Origin of the sequence: Lacibacter cauensis (genome assembly GCF_007830055.1) — a bacterium.
GTDB lineage: Bacteria > Bacteroidota > Bacteroidia > Chitinophagales > Chitinophagaceae > Lacibacter > Lacibacter cauensis.
Genome location: NZ_VLLE01000009.1, coordinates 12,113 through 38,513, shown reverse-complemented (window position 1 = coordinate 38,513; position 26,401 = coordinate 12,113). Strand labels below are relative to the sequence as shown.

At 39.0% G+C, this 26,401-nt stretch carries 22 protein-coding genes; 21 read left to right on the top strand and 1 reads right to left on the bottom strand.

Annotated elements, in window-relative coordinates:
- The first annotated feature begins 2 nt into the window (after positions 1-2).
- The 6 genes from IQ13_RS21165 to IQ13_RS21140 all read left to right on the top strand — a co-directional run bounded on the left by IQ13_RS21165 (position 3) and on the right by IQ13_RS21140 (position 6,832).
- The gene (locus IQ13_RS21165) at positions 3-212 is read left to right on the top strand and encodes a GDCCVxC domain-containing (seleno)protein (protein WP_144888746.1); all 210 of its coding nucleotides are present in this window, start codon (positions 3-5) and stop codon (positions 210-212) included.
- A gap of 11 nt (positions 213-223) precedes the next feature.
- On the top strand, positions 224-1,489 hold the full coding sequence (locus IQ13_RS21160) for a TolC family protein (RefSeq protein ID WP_144888745.1): 1,266 nt from the start codon (positions 224-226) through the stop codon (positions 1,487-1,489).
- Positions 1,486-2,865, top strand: coding sequence for a heavy metal-binding domain-containing protein (locus tag IQ13_RS21155; protein ID WP_242009599.1), 1,380 nt, complete (start codon positions 1,486-1,488; stop codon positions 2,863-2,865). The genes IQ13_RS21160 and IQ13_RS21155 overlap by 4 nt, the downstream gene beginning before the upstream one ends.
- A 2-nt stretch (positions 2,866-2,867) precedes the next feature.
- Positions 2,868-4,064 (top strand): efflux RND transporter periplasmic adaptor subunit, encoded by a 1,197-nt coding sequence (locus IQ13_RS21150; RefSeq protein ID WP_144888744.1) that lies wholly within the window; start codon positions 2,868-2,870, stop codon positions 4,062-4,064.
- A 431-nt stretch (positions 4,065-4,495) separates the two neighbouring features.
- Positions 4,496-5,347, top strand: a complete 852-nt coding sequence (locus IQ13_RS21545; protein ID WP_199758332.1) for a tyrosinase family protein — start codon at positions 4,496-4,498, stop codon at positions 5,345-5,347.
- 237 nt (positions 5,348-5,584) lie between these two features.
- On the top strand, positions 5,585-6,832 hold the full coding sequence (locus IQ13_RS21140) for a type II restriction enzyme NmeDI-related protein (RefSeq protein WP_144888743.1): 1,248 nt from the start codon (positions 5,585-5,587) through the stop codon (positions 6,830-6,832).
- A 38-nt stretch (positions 6,833-6,870) separates the two neighbouring features.
- On the opposite strand, the gene IQ13_RS21135 is transcribed toward IQ13_RS21140, so the two are convergent.
- Positions 6,871-9,075, bottom strand: a complete 2,205-nt coding sequence (locus tag IQ13_RS21135; RefSeq protein WP_144888742.1) for a TonB-dependent receptor family protein — start codon at positions 9,073-9,075, stop codon at positions 6,871-6,873.
- Positions 9,076-9,274: 199 nt separating this feature from the next.
- Between IQ13_RS21135 and IQ13_RS21130 the strand changes: the two genes are divergently transcribed.
- From IQ13_RS21130 to IQ13_RS21060, 15 genes are all read left to right on the top strand, one after another.
- Positions 9,275-9,802 (top strand): hypothetical protein, encoded by a 528-nt coding sequence (locus IQ13_RS21130; protein ID WP_144888741.1) that lies wholly within the window; start codon positions 9,275-9,277, stop codon positions 9,800-9,802.
- Positions 9,803-9,895: 93 nt separating this feature from the next.
- Positions 9,896-11,086, top strand: coding sequence for a TolC family protein (locus IQ13_RS21125; RefSeq protein ID WP_144888740.1), 1,191 nt, complete (start codon positions 9,896-9,898; stop codon positions 11,084-11,086).
- Positions 11,083-12,750, top strand: a complete 1,668-nt coding sequence (locus IQ13_RS21120) for an efflux RND transporter periplasmic adaptor subunit (RefSeq protein ID WP_144888739.1) — start codon at positions 11,083-11,085, stop codon at positions 12,748-12,750. Before IQ13_RS21125 ends, IQ13_RS21120 begins: the two co-directional genes overlap by 4 nt.
- Positions 12,751-12,765: 15 nt before the next feature.
- Positions 12,766-13,215 carry a YybH family protein gene (locus IQ13_RS21115; RefSeq protein WP_144888738.1) on the top strand — a complete coding sequence of 150 codons (450 nt, stop codon included), beginning with the start codon at positions 12,766-12,768 and terminating at the stop codon, positions 13,213-13,215.
- Positions 13,216-13,238: 23 nt separating this feature from the next.
- Positions 13,239-13,595, top strand: a complete 357-nt coding sequence (locus IQ13_RS21540; protein WP_199758331.1) for a heavy metal-binding domain-containing protein — start codon at positions 13,239-13,241, stop codon at positions 13,593-13,595.
- Positions 13,596-13,620: 25 nt separating this feature from the next.
- Positions 13,621-14,619 (top strand): DUF8832 domain-containing protein, encoded by a 999-nt coding sequence (locus IQ13_RS21105; protein WP_144888737.1) that lies wholly within the window; start codon positions 13,621-13,623, stop codon positions 14,617-14,619.
- A 36-nt stretch (positions 14,620-14,655) separates the two neighbouring features.
- Complete coding sequence (locus tag IQ13_RS21100; protein WP_144888736.1) at positions 14,656-15,084, top strand: hypothetical protein; 429 nt, start codon at positions 14,656-14,658, stop codon at positions 15,082-15,084.
- 92 nt (positions 15,085-15,176) lie between these two features.
- Positions 15,177-18,344, top strand: a complete 3,168-nt coding sequence (locus IQ13_RS21095) for an efflux RND transporter permease subunit (RefSeq protein ID WP_144888735.1) — start codon at positions 15,177-15,179, stop codon at positions 18,342-18,344.
- A gap of 40 nt (positions 18,345-18,384) precedes the next feature.
- The gene (locus tag IQ13_RS21090; protein WP_144888734.1) at positions 18,385-19,035 is read left to right on the top strand and encodes a class I SAM-dependent methyltransferase; all 651 of its coding nucleotides are present in this window, start codon (positions 18,385-18,387) and stop codon (positions 19,033-19,035) included.
- A 13-nt stretch (positions 19,036-19,048) separates the two neighbouring features.
- Positions 19,049-19,618 (top strand): DUF2911 domain-containing protein, encoded by a 570-nt coding sequence (locus IQ13_RS21085; RefSeq protein ID WP_144888733.1) that lies wholly within the window; start codon positions 19,049-19,051, stop codon positions 19,616-19,618.
- A 24-nt stretch (positions 19,619-19,642) separates the two neighbouring features.
- On the top strand, positions 19,643-20,602 hold the full coding sequence (locus tag IQ13_RS21080) for a DUF2231 domain-containing protein (RefSeq protein ID WP_144888732.1): 960 nt from the start codon (positions 19,643-19,645) through the stop codon (positions 20,600-20,602).
- 11 nt (positions 20,603-20,613) lie between these two features.
- Positions 20,614-22,875 carry a multicopper oxidase domain-containing protein gene (locus tag IQ13_RS21075; RefSeq protein WP_144888731.1) on the top strand — a complete coding sequence of 754 codons (2,262 nt, stop codon included), beginning with the start codon at positions 20,614-20,616 and terminating at the stop codon, positions 22,873-22,875.
- 27 nt (positions 22,876-22,902) lie between these two features.
- On the top strand, positions 22,903-25,188 hold the full coding sequence (locus IQ13_RS21070; RefSeq protein ID WP_242009598.1) for a copper-translocating P-type ATPase: 2,286 nt from the start codon (positions 22,903-22,905) through the stop codon (positions 25,186-25,188).
- 16 nt (positions 25,189-25,204) lie between these two features.
- Positions 25,205-25,534 carry a DUF6122 family protein gene (locus tag IQ13_RS21740; RefSeq protein ID WP_144888730.1) on the top strand — a complete coding sequence of 110 codons (330 nt, stop codon included), beginning with the start codon at positions 25,205-25,207 and terminating at the stop codon, positions 25,532-25,534.
- An 11-nt stretch (positions 25,535-25,545) separates the two neighbouring features.
- Positions 25,546-26,319 carry a hypothetical protein gene (locus tag IQ13_RS21060; RefSeq protein WP_144888729.1) on the top strand — a complete coding sequence of 258 codons (774 nt, stop codon included), beginning with the start codon at positions 25,546-25,548 and terminating at the stop codon, positions 26,317-26,319.
- The last annotated feature ends 82 nt before the right edge of the window (positions 26,320-26,401 follow it).

Sequence of the window (26,401 nt, the reverse complement as noted above, 5' to 3'; positions counted from 1 at the left end):
CAATGAAGATGTTACTTACATCAACCATTACCTGTCCTTATTGCAAACATCAGCAAGAGGAAGAAATGCCCGTTGGTGCTTGTCAATATTTTTATGAGTGTAAAAATTGCAAAACGATTTTAATGCCAAAGCAGGGTGATTGTTGTGTGTTTTGTTCTTTTGGTTCCGCCGCATGTCCGCCTGTTCAAAAAGATAAAGATTGTTGTTCTTAAATTAGTTACTAATGAAGAAGATCCTATTCATGCTTTTGTTTATTCTATCTGTTTCAACCATTTCGGCTCAGCAGGTAATGAGCCTGCGTGAGATAACAGACAGCATCAGGACACAACATCCTGTTGTAAAAATGTACAACTATGAGATCCGCTCGATGGATGAAGCAGCAAAAGGTGCAAAAAGCTGGATGCCGCCTGAATTCAGTAGTGGCTTGTGGATGACGCCATACAATCCCAATCGTTGGAAAAAAATGGATGATGGCATGGGTAGTTTCAAAGAAGGTATGGGTCAGTATATGATCGGTGGGCAACAAATGTTTCCCAATAAACAAAAACAAAATGCCGATGCAAAGTATATGGAAGCCATGTCATCTGTGGAGAAAGAAAAAAAGAATGCGTCGCTTAACGAATTGATAAATGATGCAAAGCAGTTTTATTATGAATGGATCATTTTGAAAAAGAAACTGGTAATTCTTGATCAAAACGAGAAGCTGCTGGATTTCATGATCAAAAATGCGGAGATACGTTATAAAAATGGTTTAGAAAAAATAAGTGCTTATTACAAAGCCAAAGCTGCATTGGGTAATGTGCAGAACATGCGTTTGATGTTTGAAAACGACATTAAAGAAAAACGCATTCGCATCAACTCATTAATGGGTCGAAATGCAATGATCAATTTCGATATTGATACTACTTATAAACTGAACGATTACTCATCACTTGTATTTGACAGCACACTCCTGTACAACAACCGAAGTGATCTGAAAGCAATTGATAAAGACATTACGCTTACATGGTTAAAGCAGGAAACAGAAAAGCAAAGTCTCAAACCCCAATTCGGTATCCGCTATGAACACATGTTTGGCTTTGGAGGGTTACCCATGCAATTTTCATTAATGGGCATGATGAAATTGCCACTTACCAAATGGTCATCCAAAATGAATAAAGCAAATATGGAGAGTTTGAAGTGGAAAGCCAGCGCCCTTCAATCGCAAAAAGAAATGATGTTAAATGAATATAGTGGCATGGCTTATGGCATGCGCAACGAACTGGAGTTGAAAAGCAAACAACTCAAGCTCTATGATGATAACATTATTCCTGCATTGAAGAATAATTACAAAACCATGCAGTTGGGCTATGAACAAAATACAGAAGAACTGTTTATGCTTTATGATGCATGGGAAACTTTGTATATGACGCAACTGGAATATACAGAGTTGCTCAACCAGGCTTTGAAACTGCAGGTAACAATTGAACGGTTAATTGAAAAGAAATGAAACAACTGATTTATATAACAGCAATTCTCTTTGTATTCATTGCAGGTGCCTGCAAGAATAACAAAGACCCGCATGACAGCCATCAGCAAGAGGTTACAAAAGACATGTACACATGTCCCATGCCAGAGGATTCCGTATTCAGAGATAAGCCTGGCACTTGCCCCAAGTGTGGAATGGAATTGGTAAAGATGAAGCAACCTGCTATGCCGCAAAATCATGAGCAGGAGAATAAAGCAGTGGAATATACCTGTCCCATGCATCCGGAAGTTATTCGGGATAAACCCGGGCAATGCCCTATTTGCGGAATGGATTTGGTCAAGAAAGAAACTGGTGGCACAGCATCAACTGAAATTGGTTTGGATGCCTTACTTAAACCAACCAACGAGTTTGTAGTTTCTTCCATTCCTGTTACTGCAATTGAAAAAAGAGAGGAGCAGATTGAAATAGAAGCATTGGGAACCATTGCTTACGACACAAAAGAAGTTGGAACTATTTCAGCGAGAGTAAACGGACGGATTGAAAAACTGTACGTACGTCACCGTTACCAGAAGATTAGTAAAGGACAGCGCATCATGGATATCTATAGTCCGGAAATATTGACGGCTCAACAGAATTTATTGTTCCTGTTGAAGAATGATGCAGCTAACGAAACGATGATTGAAGCAGCGAAAGAAAAATTATTATTACTGGGCATGAGCAGCCGGCAATTGCAAGAGGTGATACAAACCAAACAAACTGCTTTTACAATTGCTGTGTACAGTAATTACAGCGGACATATTCATGAATCAGCCGGTGCTTCAATGAATTTATCACCCGAACGAATGAAAGATGTATCGCAATTAACAGAAGAGCTTTCACTAAAAGAAGGCATGTATGTAAACAAAGGCCAATCGGTTTTTATCGTCTACAACCCAAATAAAGCATGGGCATTACTAAACATTTTTGGAGACAACCAGGGCTTGGTTAAAAAAGGAAACAGCGTAAGAATAGTTCCCGAAACAGCACCCAACAAAGATTTCAGGGCAAGTGTTGATTTTATTGAACCTTTCTACCGGAAAGAGAGTAAAACTTTAACAGCAAGAGTGTACTTTAATAACAACAATTTAAAAATTCCTATCGGCAGCCAGGTAAGAGCCTTCATTTATGGTAATTCAAAAGATGCTTACTGGTTACCTAAAGAAGCAGTGTTATCACTTGGGCTTGACAAAGTGGTGTTTCAAAAAGTGGACGGAGGGTTTAAAGCACACAAAGTGAACACCGGGATTTTACACATGGAACATATTCAAATCATCAGCGGATTAACATCAACTGATTCGGTTGCTGTTAATGCTCAATATTTAATGGACAGCGAAAGCTTTATTAAAGTAAAACAATAATTATGCGGTATCTTTTTATACTTCTGATTTCTGCTTCTGTTCTTTTTTCATGCAAGAGCAAATCTCATGAGCATACAGAAAGCGATGTGTACTATACCTGCTCAATGGACCCGCAGGTGATTGAACATAAGCCCGGCAAATGCCCCATCTGTAAAATGGATCTTACGCCAGTTAAGAAAAGCAACGGGGAAAAGAAAGATGAAATACAGTTGAGTGAACAACAGATACAGTTGGGCAATATTCAAACCGACACTATTCGCAGTGGTACAATCGGTGATCAGTTGGTATTAACTGCCAGCCTCAACTTCGACCAGATGAAAACATCATCTGTGAGTTCAAGAGTAATGGGAAGAGTTGAAAAGCTATATTTCAAAAACCTGGGCGATTATGTAAGCAAGGGGGCAGCGTTATATGCGATCTACAGCGAAGACCTCAACAACGCCAAGCAGGAATACCTTCTTGCATTGGATCGGAAGGGAACATTTGCTAATGAAACAGCTATCGACTTCGATCAGTTATTGCAGAGTGCCAAAAACAAATTACTGTTGTGGGGATTGAGTGAATCCCAAATCAATGAACTGGCGAAAATAAAGAAAAACCCGGCTCTTACAACGTTTTACAGTACGGCATCTGGCTACATCACTGCACTCGATATTCGTGAAGGCGATTATGTGATGGAAGGAGGAACTATTGTAAAGCTGGCTGATCTCTCTACTCTCTGGGCAGAAGCACAAGTGTACACTTCGCAACTTTCAGAAATTGATCTCAACGGAACAGCTACTGTTCAATTGCCCGATATAGAGGACAAAGAAATTAAAGGACGTATTGAATTTGTAAACCCTGAGATCAACCCTGATACAAGAATCAATCTCATTCGTGTATCTATTCCAAACACCGGCAATCAATTGAAACCCGGCATGCCAGCTTATGTGTTACTGAAAAGTTCGCAACGCAAAACACTTGCATTACCTATCAATGCTGTCATCCGTGATGGAAAGGGTGCAACAGTATGGATACAAACAACCAGCAAAACCTATAAAAGTGTGATGGTTGAAACTGGTTTGGAAAGTGATGACAGAATAGAGATAAAATCCGGATTAAATGTTGGCGATGTGGTAGTAATAACAGGTGCTTACCTGTTGCAAAGCGAATATATTTTTAAAAAAGGAGCCAACCCGATGGAGGGTATGAAGATGTAAAACCGGACATAAGTATTATTGGATTAATGTTGTTGAAAAAACTTACAGCATTATTTCTTTTTTTTTGATTTATATGAACAACTGATAAAAGAAATTGAATTTTTAAAGCTATTATATCAGGCTAAAAAATGCTACTGCTGCATCTGCACCGACTATCATTAAATGAGAATGTTTGAGAAAAAGAAGACCCCGCTACAAGCAAAATATACCACTTTCGTGGTATTGATATCTTCATACATCGGTGGTATATTTAAGTTTCGAATAGTGTAATGTCGCTTGACACCCCTTCTTCGCTATAAGTAATACGAGACGTTTATTCTTTTTTAGCATTAAAATAACGTAAACCTTAAACCTTTCATATCATGGCACACGGTAAATTATTCCCCCGCAAAACAAAAAGTATAAAGGAATGGACAATCAGCCCAGTTCAAATGAGGCAACTTTTAAAAGAAGCTCCAAAAGAAATTGGCAAACAAAAAATCAAATCACCTGGATTAAAAATCGACGTTGAAGATTTACAGTTTATTCCTGAAAAGTTTTCGCATAAAGATTTACTTGACCCACATTGGTTTTGGCATAAATATTTTTGCAGGCCAAAATACCGCCGTCGGAAAAATCAAAAAAATCTTACTCCATTAGAATGGAGTCGTTTTATTTATGCTATTGAAGCATTAGCCGATACGGATACACCTGCACCAACTTACCAGGAATTTGTACAAATACATGTGCAGGCAATGACAACACCTGCCGGGCACATGTGGGGTGCACATGGAGGTGTAAATTTTTTAACATGGCACAGGGAATACATGGCAAAATTGGAAGCAAGATTAATAGCTATCAATCCCTTGGTAACAATTCCTTACTGGAACTGGATAGAAGACAGGTATATACCACCTCAGTTAAACAACAGTGCTGACTTTACCCGTTGGGGAATTACAAGAGGCGGTTCATTCAACGATACTTTATTGCCAACGGCCGCCCAGCATGCTGCCCTTATGACGAATACCGCTTTTGCTTCTTTTTCTTCTCAGTTAGAAGCATCACCTTTCCATAACAGGCTGCATGGTTTAGTAGGCGGCACCATGGGAACGGCTTCATCACCTGCCGATCCAATCTTCTGGTTACATCATGGTTTTATAGATAAGTTATTTGCAGACTGGCAGGTGTTAAACCCCGCTGCTACACATCCTAATCCTTCAGAAGTATTAAAGCCATCGCCCATTATGACAAGAACAAATGCACAAGTATGGAGCACATTGGCATTAGGATATGTATATGCTTAATCTTTAAAAAAATAAAGCCAGGTGCAGACTTATTTTAGAACAGGTAATTCTTATTATAAAAACATTTATTCAGGTAGCCAGGGATATAGCAAGAACAGTTTGTGAATGGGCATGAAGTTCAAGATCTGTAACATTCTGCTTAATGGATATTTATAACTGATACAAAAGATTTACTTAAATTACCGCTGTTTAAAAGGAGCGGTAATTTTTTTAAATGCTAACTTATTAAGTAGTCAAATGTCTGAAAATCCTTCCCAACTCATACGGCAATACAAAGAGGATAAACAATCAGTTTACAATACCTGGTTTATCAATAATGAAGAAAGACTTAAAGCTTTTCGTTCCATCCGGCGAGGAGTAATGCAGGTGATTGAGGATATTAAGAGTAAAAAATTCCCCAACGATTTCAAAGGTTCCTCCCTTGAGTTTGTCCTTACCTGCATCACTGAGCAAAAGCAGGTATTTGAAGGAGCATCTCATCCGTTTTACTGGAAGCCTAAACTTAGGATACCCGATATATATGAGAACGAAAACAATAAGCAGGCTTTCGGACAGTTTTTAGAAAACTGTTTGAATGCAAAATCAGAAGAACAGATTATTAAAGAAATCATCAGGCTTGATAGTTTAAAAATAAAAGGACTTGGACCTGCAGTTGCAAGCATTCTTTATTTTCTGCATCCCACTATTATTCCCCCGTTTAACACAGCTATCATTAACGGCTTTAATTTTTTATACAAAGACAAAAAGAAATTAGGTAGCTGGAGTGAATACCTGAAGCTGAGAGAGGTAATGATTGATACCAATAGCCAGCACCGATCCGAATTATCATCCGATCTGGGAGCTATTGCAGGCTTATTGTTTGAGATTGGAACACAGAAACTGATTTTAGGAAGTGATGTATATTTATCAGAACCCGAACGCAAAAAGTTAGAAAAACTAATAGAGAAGCGTCAGGAAAGTGTGCAGCAGGAAAAAGACGAAGAAAATCTGCATACAGAAATGCAATATCATTTGTTAAAAATTGGGAATGCTTTGGGCTATGACGTTATTGCTGCATCGAATGACCGTTCCAAATCACATTGTGGTAACAGTTTTTCATTTATGAGTTTACCGCAATTCCCTGAAATTGATTTGGAAAGAGACACTTTGAATACGGTAAAGCTGATTGATGTATTGTGGTTTCAGAAAGGAACTAATAATGTTACCGCAGCTTTTGAAGTGGAAAAAAGTACCAGTATTTATTCAGGTATTTTGCGGCTGACCGATTTAAGCTATACTATAGCCGATGGTGATGAAGTATTCTACCTGATAGTACCTGATAAAAGAGAGAAGGACGTTTGCCTTCAACTTTCCCGCCCTGCAATTAAACAAAACAATGTAGTAATTAAATACATCCTGTTTTCGGAACTCCGCAGTCATTGCGATGCACTTTGTAAGTTTGGAGAAAGTCATCACATTATGGAAAAAATAGCGAAGGCTGTATAAATAAAAAAGCGGCAGTAAATATTTCTGCCGCTTTTCTTTTAGAGTTTTGCCCCGACTGATATAAAGAACGTTCTTCCATCTGCCGGTAAAGCCCCCGGCCCCGGATAACCACCTGCACGACGGGTAAAATATCTTTCATCAAATAAATTATTTATTCCTGCTTTAAGATTTAACCCTTTTGAAAATTTGTATGTAGCTGTTAAGTCAGTTACAGTATAAGATGGAATCAAACCTGTATTTCCATTAGCAGAAGCAGCAACCGTATTATTCGCATCGCTGAATGTTTCTCCAACACTGCTTATCTGTGCTGTTAATAAAAATCCTTTATAACCGCCGGTTATACCACCCCTGAAAATATGGGCAGGCGCATTTTCTACCTTCTTACCCTTTGTATTGGCATCTTTATGGTCGCCGCTGTATTTGGCATCTGTGTATCCATAAGATCCGAAAATAATTACATCTGTATGTTTGCTTTTTGTAAATGCCCTGATGGGATTAAATTCAACATAACCTTCAAAACCCTTACTGGTGCTGGCTCCCACATTTGTAATTAAACGGTAAGTAGCCCCGGTTGGTGTAATAGTGCCTACACGGTTATTGTATTGTAAATAAAACCCGCTTACATCAAATTGAATAAAACTTTTCAATTTGCCCCGATAGCCTAAGTCAATATTATAACCTTTGGCATCTTTCAAATCAGGATCAACTACATCTGTTGTTGGTGGCGCCTGCAGGTTTGCAAATTGAATAGGGCGATATGCCTGTGAAATATTTGCATATACTTCCGTAGCTTTTGTAACATGGAATTCTGCACCCACACCTGCCAATACGAAACTGCGGCTGCGTGTAATATTTTGCAAAATTATTTCTGCACCACCGGAAGTGTATCCGTTTCGTCCTGAAGAAGAACCTTCCAGCCACTCATAGCGAATGCCCGGAATAATCAACAACTTATCTGTAACACGAAAAATATTTTCTGCAAAAGCGGCAGCATTTTTAGAATTAAATTCTATATCCCTGGGATAGTTGCCTGACACAGTTACATCATACCCTGTACCGGTAGTTCCTTTACCATCTGCTTGCCTTGTGGTAGTACCGGTATATAAACGAATGCCGCCTGAAAAAGTATTTTTCATTTTACCAATGGCATAATCAGTTATGATGCGGCTTTCTAAACCATAATTTCTGTATTGGTCAAGGTTAACAACCCTGTTATTATAATTAAGAGTTGTTGCATTAATGCTGTCCCTTGTGGTTATTGATTGCAAAAAACCTACGCTGTTTCTGTCGCCAACTGTACCAAAGAGTTTTGTATTCCACCGGGTCTTTTCATTTATTTGATAGTTGGCGATTAATGCAGGCGTTGTCCATGTTATGTCAAACCAGTTGCGGCTGCGGAAACTTTGTTGTGCATCCTGTTTTATTTGTGCATCTGTTAAGCCACCGGGCTGTTGGCTACGGATATGCGAACGCATAATTTCAGCAGTTAAAGAAAATTTAGAACTGAAATTGTAGGTTACTGTTCCATAACCTGCATTGGTATAGTATTGACTGTTCTCTCTCCAGCCATTTCCATTGCGATGATCAAAAAAAGTATAGTAATGAACTTTCCCTTTTTTACCGCCTATCGCATTATAACTATTAAACAGTCCATTGCTGCCAACTGTTTGCTGTGTTTCAAATTCAAAGGGTTTGTTGATCTCATTACCATTACGCAAAATATAGTTTATCAATCCACCAAACTGAGGGCCGTATTGGAGAGAGCCTTGCCCCCGAACAATTTCAATGCGCTGTACCGCCTGTAGCTGTGGATTATAATAAGCTTCAGGATAGCCAAAAGGATCTGCTGCGATATCGTAGCCATTTTGCCGCACGTTAAATTCCCAGCTACGATTAGGGCTTAATCCACGGGCAGCAATACCAATTTGAATACCGCTTGGATCGCTTTCCCAAATATGGATACCAGGCACTTTTGCAAGTACCTGACGCATGGTATTGGTCACTACATTTCCCTGTACATTATCCAACACTATCAACGCATTTTTCTTACCAGCATAAATATTAGTGCCTACAATTTCCGGCATTTGCTGATAATCGCTTTTGCTGTTTCTACCAACAACAGTCACATCAGGTAAATACTTCAAATGGTTTGTATCAGCATTTTGTACCTTTTCCTTTGTTTGCGCTTTTGCTACACTAAAAATTGACAGAGCAATAACTACTATAACACCTTTCTTTCTCATGAGCCTTTTTTTAGGCTGCAAATTGCTGTATAACAAAGTATTAGCCGTTACGCAATTAGGAAATGCGTTTACGTATTCGGGAAAACAATTTTATAAGTTTTTTTCAAAATTCTGTAACTTTCCAATCATAAGCCCTGTTACCTTTACACTTCGGCAAGTATTGTCATTCAAAGAATTGCCCTATTTTTACAGCGTCTAAATGAAACGTAGATTATCCATACAACTAAAAGCATTATTTCTGCTGATTGTATTTGCATCAAATACAGCGGTAGGATTTGCCTGTGCTTTGGGTGTGGAAATGGGCTTCAATACTTCTAACCATAATGCTGTTGAAGAAGCAACTGAAATACATATACATGCAGATGGTAAAAAACATGTGCATGAGAAAGAGGCGTCAGCAACTATAACTCATGAGCATCAGGATGGTACTAAATATCAGCATGATAGTGAGCCTGCAAAACAAATCCAAACCGAAGATAGCAAATCGTTCACCAAAAGTCCTGGTGGATGCTGCAGTGATGACGTACAAAAATTTCAAAACTTAGATAAGAATCTGAATCAAAATGTGAATGCTGGTATTGATGTGCCGGTGTTTGTTGCAATTGTAAGCACATTTTTGGGAATTGATTTATCACAGGGAAATAAGGACTTTCCTCCAAAATACAAAGACAGGTTTTTTTATCCTCCTCCTGATATACGTATAGCGATACAGAGTTTTCAGATTTGATTACAGTAAAACAGGTGAAGCTTTAATGGCTTCATCCACCTGCATTTTGCATCCGGCAAACTGAGGTTATTTGTTTTACCGTAATCATTTTTTATGCTCAGAAATAGTATCATAGTTTTTCTTATCGGAATTAGTGCATTACCGGCTACAGCACAGCAAGTGCTTACTGAAAGTGAAGCTGTAAGTAAAGCTTTAGCCAATAATAAAAATATTCAGTCTGCTTCATTGCAGGTTAAGCAGCAGCAACAATTGCTGAAGTCAGCTATTAACCTGCCAAACCCGGAGTTCTTTTGGGAAAGCCCTACTGGCAATTTTTACACAGGTAGTATCACACAGTCATTTGAGTTCCCCACTGTTTACAGCAATCAATACCGTTTGCAAAAGCAGCAAATTGGTGTAGCCCAAAAGGAACAACAAATTACACAAGCCGATTTGAAGTATAGAATAAAAGCCCTCTACCTCGAAGCTCAGTTTACAGATTCACTGGTAAAGCAATTGTATATACAAGATACACTGTATGAAAAAATTAAGTTGTCAGCGATCCGCCAGTTTAATGCAGGGCAGATAGATTACCTGCAACAAACATTTGCTGAAACACAATACGGCGAAATTCATAACCTGTACCTGCAATCCATCACAAGATCAAAAGCAATAAAAGCACAGTTGCGATGGCTGACCGGTATTAAAGATTCCATTATAGTAGAGCCATTGGTAATTAATATCACGCAGGCTCCATTTCCAATCGTTCCGGATTCAATGGCTTTACTTGCTAATCCGACAGTACAATTATTACAACAACAGCAAGCGGTAGCAAAGCAAAATATAGCCTTGCAAAAAAGTAAAGCATTACCCGGTTTGGCATTTGGCTATTTTAACCAGGGTGAACGGGATACTAAGTGGAATAACCGTTTTCGCTTTGGTATTACCATACCGCTGTGGTTTGGCCAGTATAAGAGTAATATCAGTGCTGCCAAAACTGAACAGCAGGTTATACAAAGCAGACAGGAAGGTTTGCAGCAGGAACTATCTGCACAGGTTATTAATGCAAGCAGCGAAATGAATGCTAACTGGCAATCGGTACAATATTATCAGCAAACGGGTTTAAGAAAAGCTCAGGAAGTAATTACAACTTCACAACGGTTTTTTGTAAGCGGCGAAATAGACTATATCAGTTTCATGCGGAATAATAACGATGCCTACAGCATTTATCAGAAATACCTCGAAGCCGTAAGAAATTATAATCTAAGTGTCATCAATTATCAATACTTAATGGGTCAGTTATGAAAAGAATAATTATTCTATTACTATTATCATTGCCTGTAATGGCATTTGCACACGGTGGTGAAGACCATGGTGATGCAAAAAAAACAATTGCTGCATCAACCAGCTATTTTTCTGCGGAAGCCTTTTCTGATAAGTATGAGTTGCTGCTCAGGTACAATCCCATTACTCCGGGCAAGGAAACAGTACTTAAATTATTTATCAGTGAATTTGATACGAATAAACCAATCGACAGTGCAACGCTGAATATAACTGTTAGTGGTAATCCAAATTTAAAAGTTGTTGTTTCAAGAATAGAAAAAGGAATTTATGAATTAAAAACAACCTTTCCTGAAAAGAAAGCTTACAGTCTTGTAGTAAGCATAAACAGCTATGCCGGTATTGATTTAATTCAGTTGAATAATATCGAAACGGGTAAGGAACTCACCGTTGCTGCAACTGAAAATACAGCTCATACACACTGGTACAGCAGCAATTGGTTTTTTGGTCTGATTGGTTTGCTTATTGGTTTAATCGTTATGTTTTTCATCAATAAAACCCGGAGCAGAAAAATTATCGCTACGGCAATTATTCTTTTTTGCCTTCTGCCAACAGCCACTTATAACTCAGTATCTGCACACGATGGTCACGATGAAGCTGGTGCAAAAAAAAGCGGAGGCTCATCCACAATATTTATGGTAGAAAAAGAAACACAATTTCTTTTCAATATCCAAACCCAAAAAATCGGCACAGGAGATTTTAACGGGTCATCTGTTTTATTGGGAACTGTAACTGCTGCACCACAAGGAAGAGCGGTAATACAATCACCCCAGGCAGGTAAAATAGTTTCATTGAGGGTTACACCTGGTCAACGGGTTGGCAAGGGCCAGGTAGTGGCGGTAATAGAACAACAGGTGGATGCCGGAACACAGATCAGTATCATTTCTCAAAGCAACTCTGTAAATGCAGAATACGAAGCAGCCAAAGCTCAATATGAAAGATTGAAAGCTATTGAGGATATCGCAGCAAAGAAAGATATAACAGAGGCAAAAGCCCGGTACGAAAGTGCTAAAAGGAACAAAGCCCTCTTTGATGCTAATACCGGCAGAAATACCGGCAATACTAAAGCAATAACACTGACATCACCTGTTAGTGGTGTGGTAGGCACATTTAATTATGCAATAGGTGCAGTAGTGAGTGGCGGCGAAACGTTGTTTGAAATAACCAACCTTGACCAGGTGTTTGTAGAAGCCCAGGTATTTGCAACAGACGCTGAAAAATTGAAATCAGCAACAGGGTTTACCACCATTTCAAATGCGGATACACTGGTTTATAAATTGAAAATGATTAGCACTGCCCAATCTGTTAACAGCGGCAATCAATCTCAAAAAGTAGTATTTGAACTTATCAATCCTAAAGGTCAGTTTAAGATTGGAGAAAATGTAAATGTGCGAATGACAGGAAGTAATGTTATACGACAAGTTGTAATACCCAATGAAGCAATTACAGATGTGAACGGTAAGCCAGCCATTTTTATAAAAGATAAGGCTGAACAGTTTAGCATCAGCTTCGTAGTAAAAGGGCAAAGCAATGACAAGTTTACTGTTATTACCAAAGGCACTGAAGACGGTGAACGGATAGTTACTGCTAATGTGTATCAGATGAAAATGATGTATTTAAATCAATAATTAAAATAAACAAACATGAAAAAAATTTTAATGATGTTTTTGCTGCTGGCAACAGGTACAGTAGCCTTTACACAAACCAGCGATAAAGAAGCTGTAAAGACAGTATTAAACAATTACAAAAAAGCCATTGAAAAATTAGACACCACAGGTGTAGTGAATCTCTTCGTAAAAGATTCCAAAGTATTTGAGCAGGCAAAAGATGAAGGCACCATTGGTCATTACCTGGAGCATCACCTTGGGCCTGAATTAAAAGATTTTAAGTCCTTCACCTTTAGCGACTATAAAGTTGATGTGACTGTAACAGGTGAATACGCCTTCTCAACAGAGACTTATATCTATACCATCATTCTTGCTAAAGATGGCAAAGAAATAAAAAGCCAGGGTGTAGCCACTTCGGTTTTAAGAAAATCAAAAGAAGGCTGGAAAATTGTGCAGACACATTCATCATTCAGAAAAGCAAAATAATTTTTTACTATAAAAGAAGAAAAATGAAACAAATCAGAATCATCCTTTCGATGGCAATAGCGGTTTTTGGTTTCACTGCTATAAATGCGCAATCAACAAAAACAAAAAATAAAACTGCAGTTGCGGATACAGTGGTTTATCAATGCCCGATGAAATGTGAGGGAGATAAAACTTATGATAAAGCAGGTAAATGTCCTAAATGCAATATGGATTTGAAAGCTGTACCAAAACCTGTTGCCGCCATTTATCAATGCCCCATGAAGTGCGAGGGAGATAAAACTTATGATAAGGCCGTCAAATGCCCAAAGTGCAATATGAATCTTACAAAAGTAAAAACAAAGAAAGAAGTACAAAATCACAAGGGACAAAATCATAATTAATTCATCAACCAAAAAAATAAAATCAATGAAAAAAGAATTTAAAATTTCAATGGCTGTTATGGCTCTTGCAACCGTAACTATTTTTAGTGCCTGCAACAATAGCGGTGGCGAAGCGAAAACATCAGACAAGGATTCCTCAAAAATGGAAATGACACATGAAGGTGGCGACCATATTTATGCCTGCCCCATGCATCCCGAAGTTACCGGTAAAGAAGGAGATACCTGTCCTAAATGCGGAATGAAACTGGAGCATAATGACAATGCCGGTGCCCCAAGCAATGTTAGTATGCAGTTTACAAGTAATCCGGCAACTCCAAAACCGGGAGAAGAAGTTACTTTATCCATGACTCCGAAAATAAAAGATAAACCTACTGAGCAGGTTCCTTTGGATGTTGAACACACTAAAAAGATACACCTCATTGTGGTTAGTGATGACCTTAGCTGGTTTGACCACATACATCCTGAGTTGAATGCTGACGGTTCTTATTCGGTAAAAGAAAAATTTCCTGCCCCCGGCAAGTACACGTTGTTTGCTGATTATAAACCAAGCGGCGCCAATCATACTGTTGATTACCTGAATGTAACAGTAGCCGGTACGGTACCTGCCGCAAAAGTTTATGGGGCAGATAAATTAACCGGCACCGCCGGTGATGGGTTCTCTGTTTCACTTACTCCTGAAGGTGGTAAATTTTTAACCAATATGGCCATGCACATTAATGGAGTAGTGATGCTGAATGGCAAAGAAGTGGATGTAACAACCTTAGAAGATTACCTCGGAGCAAAAGCCCACATGGTAGTAGTAAGCCTTGCCGATAAAAAATATTTGCATGTACACCCAAGCGTAGAAGGTGGAAAATTTGATTTACATACTACGTTTGAAAAACCCGGTGTCTATCGTGGCTGGATTCAATTCCAAAGCAAAGGAAAAGTTTACACCAGCGACTTTGTAATGAATGTAGCAGAAGGCAATGCCGACAATATGAAAGGTATGGATATGAAGAAAGACGAACATGCGGAACATTAATATTCAATTTATTTTCTAACAATAAAATTTAAAACAATGAAAAAGATAACAATTCTGATGACAGTAATGCTGATAGCAACTTTTACAACATTTGCTCAGCATAGTGGTGGCAACCATAAACATGGTTCGCCACATGGTGGAACAGTTAAGTCTGCCGGTGATTTTCATATTGAAGTAAGTGTAAAAGACGGCATGGTGATGGCCTATTTGCTGGATGGGAAAGAAAAGACAATAAAGAATACAGGTGTAACCGGAACGGCTGTTATACAAATGGCGGACGGAAAAACTTCAACCATTTCATTAAGTCCAAGCGGCAATGAAGGGTTTATGTACACACTTGACAAGACTAAAAAGTACAATAAGGCAATTGTGACTTTTACCAGTGCCGGAAAAACAGCTTCAGCATCGTTTGACCTTACCACAAAGGCCAAGCCTGCCGCAGATGGACATAACCATCAACATTAAAACGTATAGAAAATCATAGCAGGGTTACTCCCTGCTATGATTTATAATGTTAGTGCCTAACATAGTACAATGGCGATTAAAGATTTTATTTTATGCTGAACAGACTCATTCATTTTTCCCTGAAGAACCGGATGCTGGTAGTATCAATGGCTGCCTTGCTTATGGTGTACGGTGTGTTTACTTTGGTTAATCTTCCGGTGGATGTATTACCCGATTTAAACCGGCCAAGAGTAACTATATTTTTAGAAGCCAATGGTATGGCTCCTGAAGAAGTGGAAAGCCAGGTTAACCTGCCGGTAGAAACACAATTAAATGGTGCGCCGGGTGTGGAAGTAGTCCGTTCTGTAGCAAGTCCCGGATTAGGGATGGTGTTTGTAGAGTTTGATTGGAATACTGATGTGTATCGTGCAAGGCAATTGACTGCTGAGAAACTACAGAACATTCAATTACCAAAAGGGATTACACCGGTGATGGGGCCCATCAGTTCTATCATGGGGCAGATAATGATGGTAGCTGTTACCAGTGATACCACTTCGCCTGCTGACTTAAGAACATTGGCTGATTTTACGATACGCAGAAGGTTGATGAGTGTAAAAGGTGTAAGCCAGGTAATTCCAATTGGCGGGGAAAGAATGCAGTATCAGGTTTTGATTTCAAGTGAAAAATTGAGACAGTATAATCTTGCTATTGACGATATAGATAATGCTTTGCAGCTAACCAATCAAAACACAACCGGTGGTTTTGTTGACAATAAAGGCTCTGAAACACTTATAAGAAATATTGGTCGTGCAAATACATTAGAAGATTTAGCGAATACGGTTGTAAGCAATAGAAATGCAGCACCTGTACTTTTGAAACAGGTAGCGGAAGTAAAATTCGGCGGGCCGATTAAAAGAGGCGATGGTTCGTTTAATGGGAAACCGGCTGTTATCCTTAGTATTGAAAAGCAGCCTGGTTCCAGCACTATTGACGTTACTGATGAAGCCTTAAATGCCATTGAAGAAATCAAAGCATCGCTTCCTAAAGATATTCACATTAATACAGATGTATTTCAGCAAAAAAGCTTTATTGTAAACTCCCTCACCAATGTGGAAGAAGCATTACGGGATGGGTTTATTCTTGTAATTATTATTCTCTTCCTGTTCCTGCTCAATTTCAGGACTACAATCATAACGCTTACAGCAATACCATTATCACTTATAATAACAGCTATCGTTTTCAAATTCTTTAATATTTCCATCAATACGCTTACACTCGGTGGATTAGCCATTGCTATTGGAGAGTTGGTGGACGATGCGATTGTGGACGTAGAAAATGTGTATCGCAGGTTAAAAGAAAATTGGCTTAGCGAAAAACCAAAGCCATTACTTAGAGTAATTTATGATGCCAGCAGTGAGGTAAGAAATTCAATAGTGTATGCCACCATCATTGTTGTACTGGTATTTATTCCATTGTTCTATCTACAGGGAATTGAAGGAAGGATATTTGCCCCTCTTGGAATTGCATATATCACTTCCATTGTTGCGTCATTGATCGTATCACTTACTGTTACACCGGCACTGTGTAGCTATTTGCTGGGAAAGAAAAATCATTTACACCATATCAATCTGGCCTTTTGGAAACGCAAAAAAAAGGAAACCTCTGTTGATGCTGTGCATGAACCTGACAGTGCTTTGGTAAGATGGCTTAAAAAACAAGATATCAAACTGCTGCATTTTGGGCTAAAACGACCAAAGGTAATTACAGGTGTAGCTATTGCATTAATCATCGCTTCCATCAGTATTATCCCATTTTTTGGTACAGAGTTTTTACCGCCTTTTAATGAAGGCAGCTTTACTGTAAACGTATTGGCCCCGGCTGGCACTTCGCTGGAGGAAAGCAATAAGCTTGGCACAATAGCAGAGCAACAAATTTTGAAGGTACCTGAAGTAGCTCTTACCTCCAGACGAACCGGCAGGGCTGAATTAGATGAACATGCCGAACCACCAAGTTACTCAGAAATCGATGTTGCTTTAAAACCCGGAGGCCGAAGCAGAGCAAAAGTGCTTGAAGATATAAGAAACAATTTGTCCGTATTAAAAGGCACTACAGTAAACATTGGACAACCTATTTCTCATCGTCTTGACCATTTACTTTCAGGAGTAAGGGCACAGGTGGCAGTTAAAATATTCGGAAACGATCTATTAACCCTCCGTTCAAATGCCGAACAACTAAAATCAATTATTTCCAATGTACCGGGTGTGGTGGATGTGCAGATTGAAAATCAGGTAATGGTTCCGCAGTTGATGATTAAACTTGACCGTATGGCTGTGCAGCGATACGGCTTGCAGGTAGGAAATGTGGCGGATGAACTGGAAATATTTTACAATGGTAAAGTAGTAAGCCAGATAATTGACGGGCAGAAAAGTTTTGATATTGTATTAAGAACTGATGACAGTACAAGAAAAAATATTGAAGCAATCCGCAATACTCAAATTGCAGCTTCAGATGGTTCATTGATACCGCTGCAACAAATTGCAAAGATTGAATTGGAGAACAGCATCAATGCAGTTAATCATGAAAACACGCAGCGTCGTATTGTTGTTTCTGCCAATGTGCAGGGCCGTGATCTCGGAAGCACTGTAAATGAAATGCAGGAAACAGTAAAGAAAGAATTGCCCTTACAGGAAGGCTATTATCTGCAATGGGGCGGTCAGTTTGAAAGCCAGCAATCAGCATCTAAATTAATTACCATACTCAGCATTTTTTCAGTAGCAGGTATATTCCTTGTTTTGTATAGCCATTTTAAAAGCAGCAGAATTGCGTTGCAGATTATGCTGAACATCCCACTGGCTTTAATCGGCAGTGTAATTGCAGTAATGCTTACCGGTGGTGTTTTTTCTATTGCAACAATGGTGGGCTTTATTACACTTACGGGTATTGCTTCCAGAAACGGCATTATGATGATCAGCCACTACATCCATTTAGTACAGCATGAAGGTGAAACATTTGGAGACAAAATGATCATCCGAGGTTCACTGGAGCGATTAGTGCCGGTTTTGATGACCGCATTAGTTGCCGCTTTTGCATTGATACCGCTAACGATGGATGCAACTGCCCCAGGCAAAGAAATCTTGTATCCTGTCGCCACTGTTATATTGGGCGGATTGGTAAGTTCAACACTGCTGGATATGATCGTTACACCGGTAGTGTTTAAGCTGTTTGGAGAAAAGGCACTTAAAAAATATTTGGAAACGCATCAAAATAAGGATCTGGAATAATCAATCAACAACAGAGTAATATACCGGCTGATATAGTAAAATGAGTAATAGCAAATTCATACCGGCACTCAGGTTCAAATGGCTTACGCCTTTGTATGATTTTTTTCTTGCAGTTACTATGCCTGAGAAAAAAATCAAACAAAATCTCATTAAAGCTGCAAATATCTATGTCGGTGCAAAGCTGCTTGATTTTGGTTGTGGCACTGCTACATTAACTATCATGGCAAAACGATTATCACCGGAGGCAAAAGTAACAGGTATTGATATTGACACAGAGATATTAGATAAAGCAGCAAAAAAGATAAAAGAGGAAAAACTTGATATTTTGTTGCTTGATTATGATGGGAAATATCTTCCCTTTCAGCATAATGCTTTTGACAGAGTAATATCCTGCCTGGTTTTTCATCACCTTGATACAGATATAAAACAAACTATGCTGGCAGAGATCTTCCGGGTTATGAATAAAGATGGTCTGTTACTTATTGCCGACTTTGGCCGTTCCAGATCATGGGTTCAAAGAACGCTTTTTAATATAATAAGAGGCCTGGATGGATTCAAATCAACAGACGCAAATGCCAGAGGATTATTACCTGAAATGATTTCCGATGCCGGGTTTGAAAATGTGGGCATTAAAAACCGTTTTAAAACCATGTTTGGGGAAGTACAAATAATCAGTGCGGAAAAAATATAAATTAAATAGTATCATGAAAAAGAAAATTTATTTACTGCTTTTAATAATTGCGACTGCATTTTCAGTAACAGCACAAGCACAAAAGAAAGAAGAGATTTGTTACAATCCCAACCTTGTTAAAGACACGGCTAAAAAAAGTATCAAGTCTATGGCTTTCGCTATCGTTAATGGCGATAGTATAAAAATCAATTATCACTCTCCCGGTGTTCGTAAAAGAATAATATGGGGCGGTCTTGTTCCTTATGATGAAGTGTGGGTAACAGGGGCACATGATGCCACTACCCTGGAAATGCCAAAGGCATTTGTTGTTAATGGCAAAGAAATACCAGCCGGTAAATATGCTATCTTCACTGTTCCCGGTAAAAAGGAATGGATATTGATTTTAAATAAAAATTGGAAACAGCATCTTGCCACAGAGTATGATGAAAAGGATGATATTATCAGGATTAAGGTGAAACCGAAGAAAGTTAATCATACAGAGCGGCTGCAATATTTTATTGAAACAGGAAATAACAATGCTGGCAGGATTGCAGTAGCATGGGAAAAAATAAGAGTCGGGTTCGATTTCAAGGTTTTAAAATAATTTCAGCAGTAAACTTAATTTATAATGTTTAAAGACTTTCCTTCCTTACATCCATTGGTAGTACATTTTCCTATTGTACTTATTTTATTGGCAGCAGCTTTACAGGCCGTTCTGGTTTGGAAAGACCTGAAGCAGATTAAATGGGTTACACTCATAATTATGGCTGGTGCTTTCTTGTCTTCACTTGCAGCCAGTACCATTTTTCATGCAATGCCTTCTGCCGATGCACCCAAGGCTGCTATGGAAATATTTGAACAACATGAAAAGTATGCACAACTGACGCTTTGGATGAGCGGTATTACTTTTTTGCTGAAAAGCATCGGTGTGTTTTTCAAAATCAACCGGCGTTCATTTGAAATTATCGTATTGATGGCTGCCATAATCGCTGCTATCTTTTTGTCAATTGCGGGGCATCATGGGGCAAAACTTACCCATGTGGCAGGTGTGGGGCCTATGGGCAGGTATTTAATGAAAGGCCATGGTGAAGGTGGCGATATGAAAGACATGAAGAACATGGATATGAAAAATGATACGGAAATGAAAATGAACGATACCATGCCGGGTATGAACGATATGAATAATATGCCGGGAATGGAAAACATGAAAACGGATTCTTCCATGAATATGAAAGACATGAATATGCCCGGTATGGATAAAAATACTGGCATGAACAATATGAAGGACATGAAAAGCATGAAAGGAATGGATAAGATGAAAGGCATGAAGAATATGCCTGGTATGGATAAAATGAAAGACATGAAGGATATGAAAATGGATTCTTCCATGAACATGAAAGATATGAACAACATGCCGGGAATGGATAAGATGAAAATGGATTCATCAATGAATATGAAAGACATGAACAAAATGGACATGCCCGGGATGGACAACATGAAAATGCCGGTGAAAAATCCGATGGATACATTGCGTTTTCCCGACAATAACCCGGCCCGTAAAAAGAATTATAAGCAGCCAAAACAATAAATACTATCATTATGAAGAAACTGCTTTTATTTGTTTTCCTGATTCCTGTTTACACTTTTGCACAGATGAATCACTCCATGCCAGGAGCAATGGATGATGGACCAAAAAAAATAACTTCGTACAATTTCCCTTTAAAGAAAACCCAGCTTGCTCCCGGAAACATATACCAGGGTAAGAAAGTGGAGTACGACTTGTATGTAACCGATACGATGGTAAACTTTACCGGCAAACGACGTCATGCCATTGCAATCAATGGACAGATACCGGCTCCTATTCTTGAATTTACTGAAGGTGATACAGCTATTATCAGGGTACACAACATGATGAAGATGGAAACATCCATCCACTGGCATGGCTTATTATTACCCAATAAAGAAGATGGCGTTCCTTATTTAACAACTTCTCCAGTGGAAGCCGGCAAAACTTATACATTCACTTTTCCATTGATACAAAGCGGTACTTACTGGTACCATTCACACACTATGGTACAGGAGCAAAGCGGTTTGTATGGCTCTATTGTAATCCACCCTGCCCAGCCGGACCCGCAATTGAAAGAGTATGTATTATTATTATCCGACTGGACAGATGAAAACCCGCACCAGGTAATGCGTTACCTGAAACGTGGTGGCGAATGGTATGCCATTAAAAAAGGCGCATTGCAGAGCTATGGAGAAGCTATTGCAGCAGGTGCATTTAAAGATAAACTGAAACAGGAATGGCAGCGCATGCCTGCCATGGATGTATCAGATGTTTATTACAATAAATTCTTATTAAACGGGCATGAAACAAATGAATTTAAAGACGCTAAGCCGGGAGAGATAATCAGGCTAAGGATAATCAATGGTTCGGCTGCCACTTACTTCAACCTGCAGTATGGCAACAGCTATATGCGGATAATTGCCGCTGATGGTATTAATGTAACTCCTGTTAATGTAAATAAACTGGAAATTGCTATTGCAGAAACTTACGACGTATTGATTACAGTGCCCGAAACAGGCGCTGCAGAACTTAGGGCTACATCATGGGACGTAATGGGATATTCGTCTGCTTTCTTTGGCAACGGCCCTGTTATTAAAGCCCCTGATATTCCAAGGTTGGATTATTTTAAAATGATGAAGGAAATGGGTAGCATGAATATGAAAGGAATGGACATGGGCAATATGCAGGGTATGGACATGAAAAATATGAATATGCCCAATGATACTTCATCTCCCAAAAAAGAAATGGACATGAATAGTATGGAGGGCATGAAGATGGATGATATGGCAGGCATGGATATGAAAATGGAAATGCCGGGTGAATTCAATTACAATATGCTGCGGGCATTGCATCCAACCACATTAGATTCCTCTTTAGTACCACGGGAAGTTAAGCTTGCACTTACCGGCAATATGCTCCGGTATGTTTGGTCATTTGATTTTAAGACACTGTCTGTTGCTGATAAAATTCTCATACGAAAAGGTGAACGGGTAAGATTTGTGTTAACCAACAATACCATGATGCGGCACCCGTTGCATTTGCATGGCCACTTTTTTCGGTTCATCAATACTCAAGGTGAATATTCGCCCATGAAACACACATTCGATATTAAGCCAATGGAAACCGTAACTATTGAATTTGATGCCAACGAAGAGCAGGACTGGTTTTTTCATTGCCATATTTTATACCACATGATGGCAGGTATGGCACGGATAGTAAGCTATGAAGGAAGTGAGCAAAATGAATTCGCTAAAACCGGATATAAGAAATTAAAAAAAGAAGATAATGTTCTTTATCCCTGGTATGATTTATCAGTACACTCACAGGGCGCATGGCTGAGTGGAAATATTTCAAACAATAAAATGGCGTTGGAATTTGAAGGAAGGGCAAGCTGGAGAGGAAACTACGAAACAGAAACACATTTACTGCGTTACCTCGATAAAAAACAATACCTCGCCTTTTTTATAGGCTTTGATTACCGGAAAAATAAAACGCTGCCATTAGCAAACAAACCCAACTCAAAAGATAATCGCAGGGTTTTTGATGCTGGCTTTTATTATTTATTGCCTATGCTCATACGTTCTGAATGGCGGATTGACCATACGGGCCGTTTACGGTTGCAATTAGAAAGAAGGGATTTACCATTAAGCAATAATTTCTTTTTTGATTTCAGGGTAAATACCGATAAGGAATATAATGTAGCAGCAAGATATATGATTGCTAAATCATTTTCCATCAGCACAAATTATGACAGCGATTACAAATGGGGAATTGGATTAACATGGCACTATTGATTTATTAAAAACAAATAAAAATGTTTTATGGAACATAATCACTACAATCAACAACGGTACACCTGCCCAATGCATTCTGAAATTGTGAAAAACGAACCCGGCAGTTGTCCCAAATGCGGAATGAATCTCGTTCCTGTTGATGCAAAAGAAAAAGAACATTCTCATTTGCAGCATCAACATACTGAATCCAAAAAAGAAGCAATTGCTTCACATGAAGGTCATGTTGCCCCTGTTGTTGAAATGCGAACGTCACAAGGCTTCCAGAAATACACCTGCCCCATGCATCCGCAGGTTGTGCAGGACGGGCCTGGCAAATGCCCTTTATGTGGAATGACTTTAGTGCCACTTGCAAAACCTGGTAAACACGATGGCCATGATGCTCATTCGTCAGGAATAGCAGATTTTAAAAAACGTTTTTATGTTGTGCTGATTCTTACGATTCCCGTTATGCTGTTATCGGAAATGATTCAGCACTGGTTGAATATTCATTTCAGTTTCCCCGGTTCAAAATATATATTGCTCGTTTTATCTTCTGTTGTATTTTTTTATGGTGGCTGGCCTTTTTTAAAGGGATTGGTTGGTGAAATGAGAGCCAAGAATCCCGGCATGATGACATTGGTAGCATTTGCTATTTCTGTTGCTTACATATACAGCGTAGCTACTGTATTCGGGTTAAAAGGAATGGATTTCTTTTGGGAACTGGCCACTTTGATTTTAATAATGCTGCTGGGCCACTGGATTGAAATGAGATCCGTTGCCGGCGCTTCAAGAGAATTAGAACTCCTTGTACAATTGATGCCGGATGATGCTCATTTAGTCAATGGAGAAAATATAACAGATGTAAAAACAGAATCCCTGAAAGAAAATGATGTGATACTCATTAAGCCCGGTGAGAAGGTTGCAGCAGATGGCGTTATCGTAGATGGGGAAAGTTACCTTAATGAATCCATGCTCACCGGCGAATCAAAACCAGTGGAGAAAACAAAAGGTGATAAAGTGATAGCTGGTTCAATAAATGGAAACGGGGCTATAAAAGTTTCTGTGTCACATAGTGCCGGGAACTCTTACTTATCCCAGGTGATAAAGCTGGTGCAGGATGCACAAAAATCAAAATCCAGAACACAATTAATTGCGGACAAGGCAGCAAGATGGCTTACGCTGATTGCTATTGTAGCAGGCATCACCACATTTCTCGTATGGTATTTATCAGGAAAAGACTTAGCGTTTTCCATTGAGCGGATGGTAACAGTCATTGTGATTTGTTGCCCCCATGCTTTGGGATTGGCGGTGCCGTTGGTAGTGGCAAAATCAACAGCATTATCAGCAAAACATGGTTTACTGATAAAGAACAGGACAGCTTTTGAAAATGCAAGAAAAATAACCACATTAGTATTTGATAAAACAGGAACGCTGACAGTAGGAAAATTTCAGGTAGTACGGTATGTAACGCATAATGATAAATATACACAGGAACAGGTTCTCCAATACGCTGCGGCTCTTGAACAAAATTCAGAACATCCAATAGCAACGGGTATAACAGCGAAAGCAAAAGAATTGAATCTTGAGCTTCCTGTGGTTACAGGTTTTGAAGCCATTACAGGAAAAGGGATAACTGGTATAATTGATAGCAAAGATATAATGGTGGTTAGCCCCGGATACTTAAAAGAAAAATTTACTTTTCTTACAAAGGACAGTGTTGTAAAGGAAGAAGAGACATTAGTCTTTGTATTAATTGATGATGATATTGCCGGTTCCATTGCACTGGCTGATGAAATAAGACCTGAATCTGCAGATGCTATTAAAACATTGCATGAAAATAATATCAAGGCAATCTTATTAACAGGTGATAATGCAACTGTGGCAAAAGGGGTAAGTGAACGGTTGGGGATGGACAGTTTTATTGCGGAAGTACTACCACATCAAAAGTTAGAGAAAATAAAAGAACTCCAAAGTAAAGGTGAATATGTTGCTATGACAGGCGACGGAGTAAATGATGCCCCTGCACTGGCACAGGCCAATGTGGGTATTGCAGTCGGTTCAGGTTCTGATATTGCCGCCGAAACAGCAGGGATTGTATTGGTTAACAGCAATCCGAAAGATGTTGTTTCACTCATTCAGTTTGGTAAAGCCACTTACAGGAAGATGATTCAGAATTTGATTTGGGCCACAGGGTATAATGTGGTGGCTTTACCATTGGCGGCAGGTGTGTTATACAAAATGGGAATATTGTTAAGCCCTGCTGCTGGTGCGGTATTGATGAGTGTAAGTACAGTAGTGGTTGCTATAAATGCAAGTCTTTTGAAAGTAAAATAGCAGTAGCTAAAAGAGAATGGAAATTGTTCAAAAGGTTATTCATTATTTTCTTCATTTTGTTTTTCCCTTAGGAATTACTTTTGTCTTTTTCAGAAAACGATGGAAACAAGCTTACCTGGTATTATTGTTAACAATGTTGATAGATTTTGACCATTTATTGGCAACTCCTTTCTATCATCCCTGCCGTTGTAGTATTGGTTTTCATCCCCTGCATAGTTATATCGCCATAGTTATATATGCTTTGTTGTTTTTATTTCCAAAATTCCGTATCGTATCTGTCGGGTTATTGATGCACATGGCTACTGATTATATTGATTGTATTTTTATTTCTCATACTTGTAAATAATATTACTGTTTATGGCAAAGAGCAAACACTACTACATCCGCAAAACTCATCGCTGGCTGGGAGTTATTCTCGGCATCCAGTTTATGATGTGGGCAATTGGCGGATTATATTTCAGTTGGAGCAATATGGGTGAAGTGCATGGAGATTTTCAAAAGAAAAATGCACCACTACTCTCATCTGATATTTCTCTGGTTAGTCCTACAGTAGTGCTGGATACAATAAAAAAAGTTCACTCCATTGATTCGGTTGTATCTATCCAATTGATTGAAATTCTTGGAAAGCCTTTTTACCAGGTTCGTTGTATAAGTGCCATTCACAATGAATCTAATCATGAACATGACATACAGGCAATGAATCATCTTGCCAATGCAGAAACAGGTAAGCTTCGTGGGTCATTGACAAAAGAAGAAGCAGTTGAAGTAGCCAAAATGAGATTTAATGGTGAACCAAAAGTAAAATCAGTTGAATACCTGACAGGTACAAATGGTCATCACGAATACCGGGAAAGCCCTCTGCCTGCTTATGCCATTACCTTTGAGCATCCTTCAAAAACGACCGTTTACGTTGCCAGTGAATTAGGTACCGTTCAAAAATTCAGGAACAACAAATGGAGAATATTTGATTTTCTGTGGATGATGCACACGATGGATTATGAAAGCCGGGATCATATCGGCAACTGGCTGCTTCGGGCTTTTTCAATATTTGGCCTGGTAACGGTGCTGAGTGGGTTTGCTTTGTTCTTTGTGAGTGCCAAATGGGGCAAAAAAGGGTTGCGAAATCGGTAAAAACAGGTTGATTCTCCGCTTTTTGCAACCACATTACCATTTTAGGAGCCTATTTCTGGTGAATATTGCAACATATCCTGCT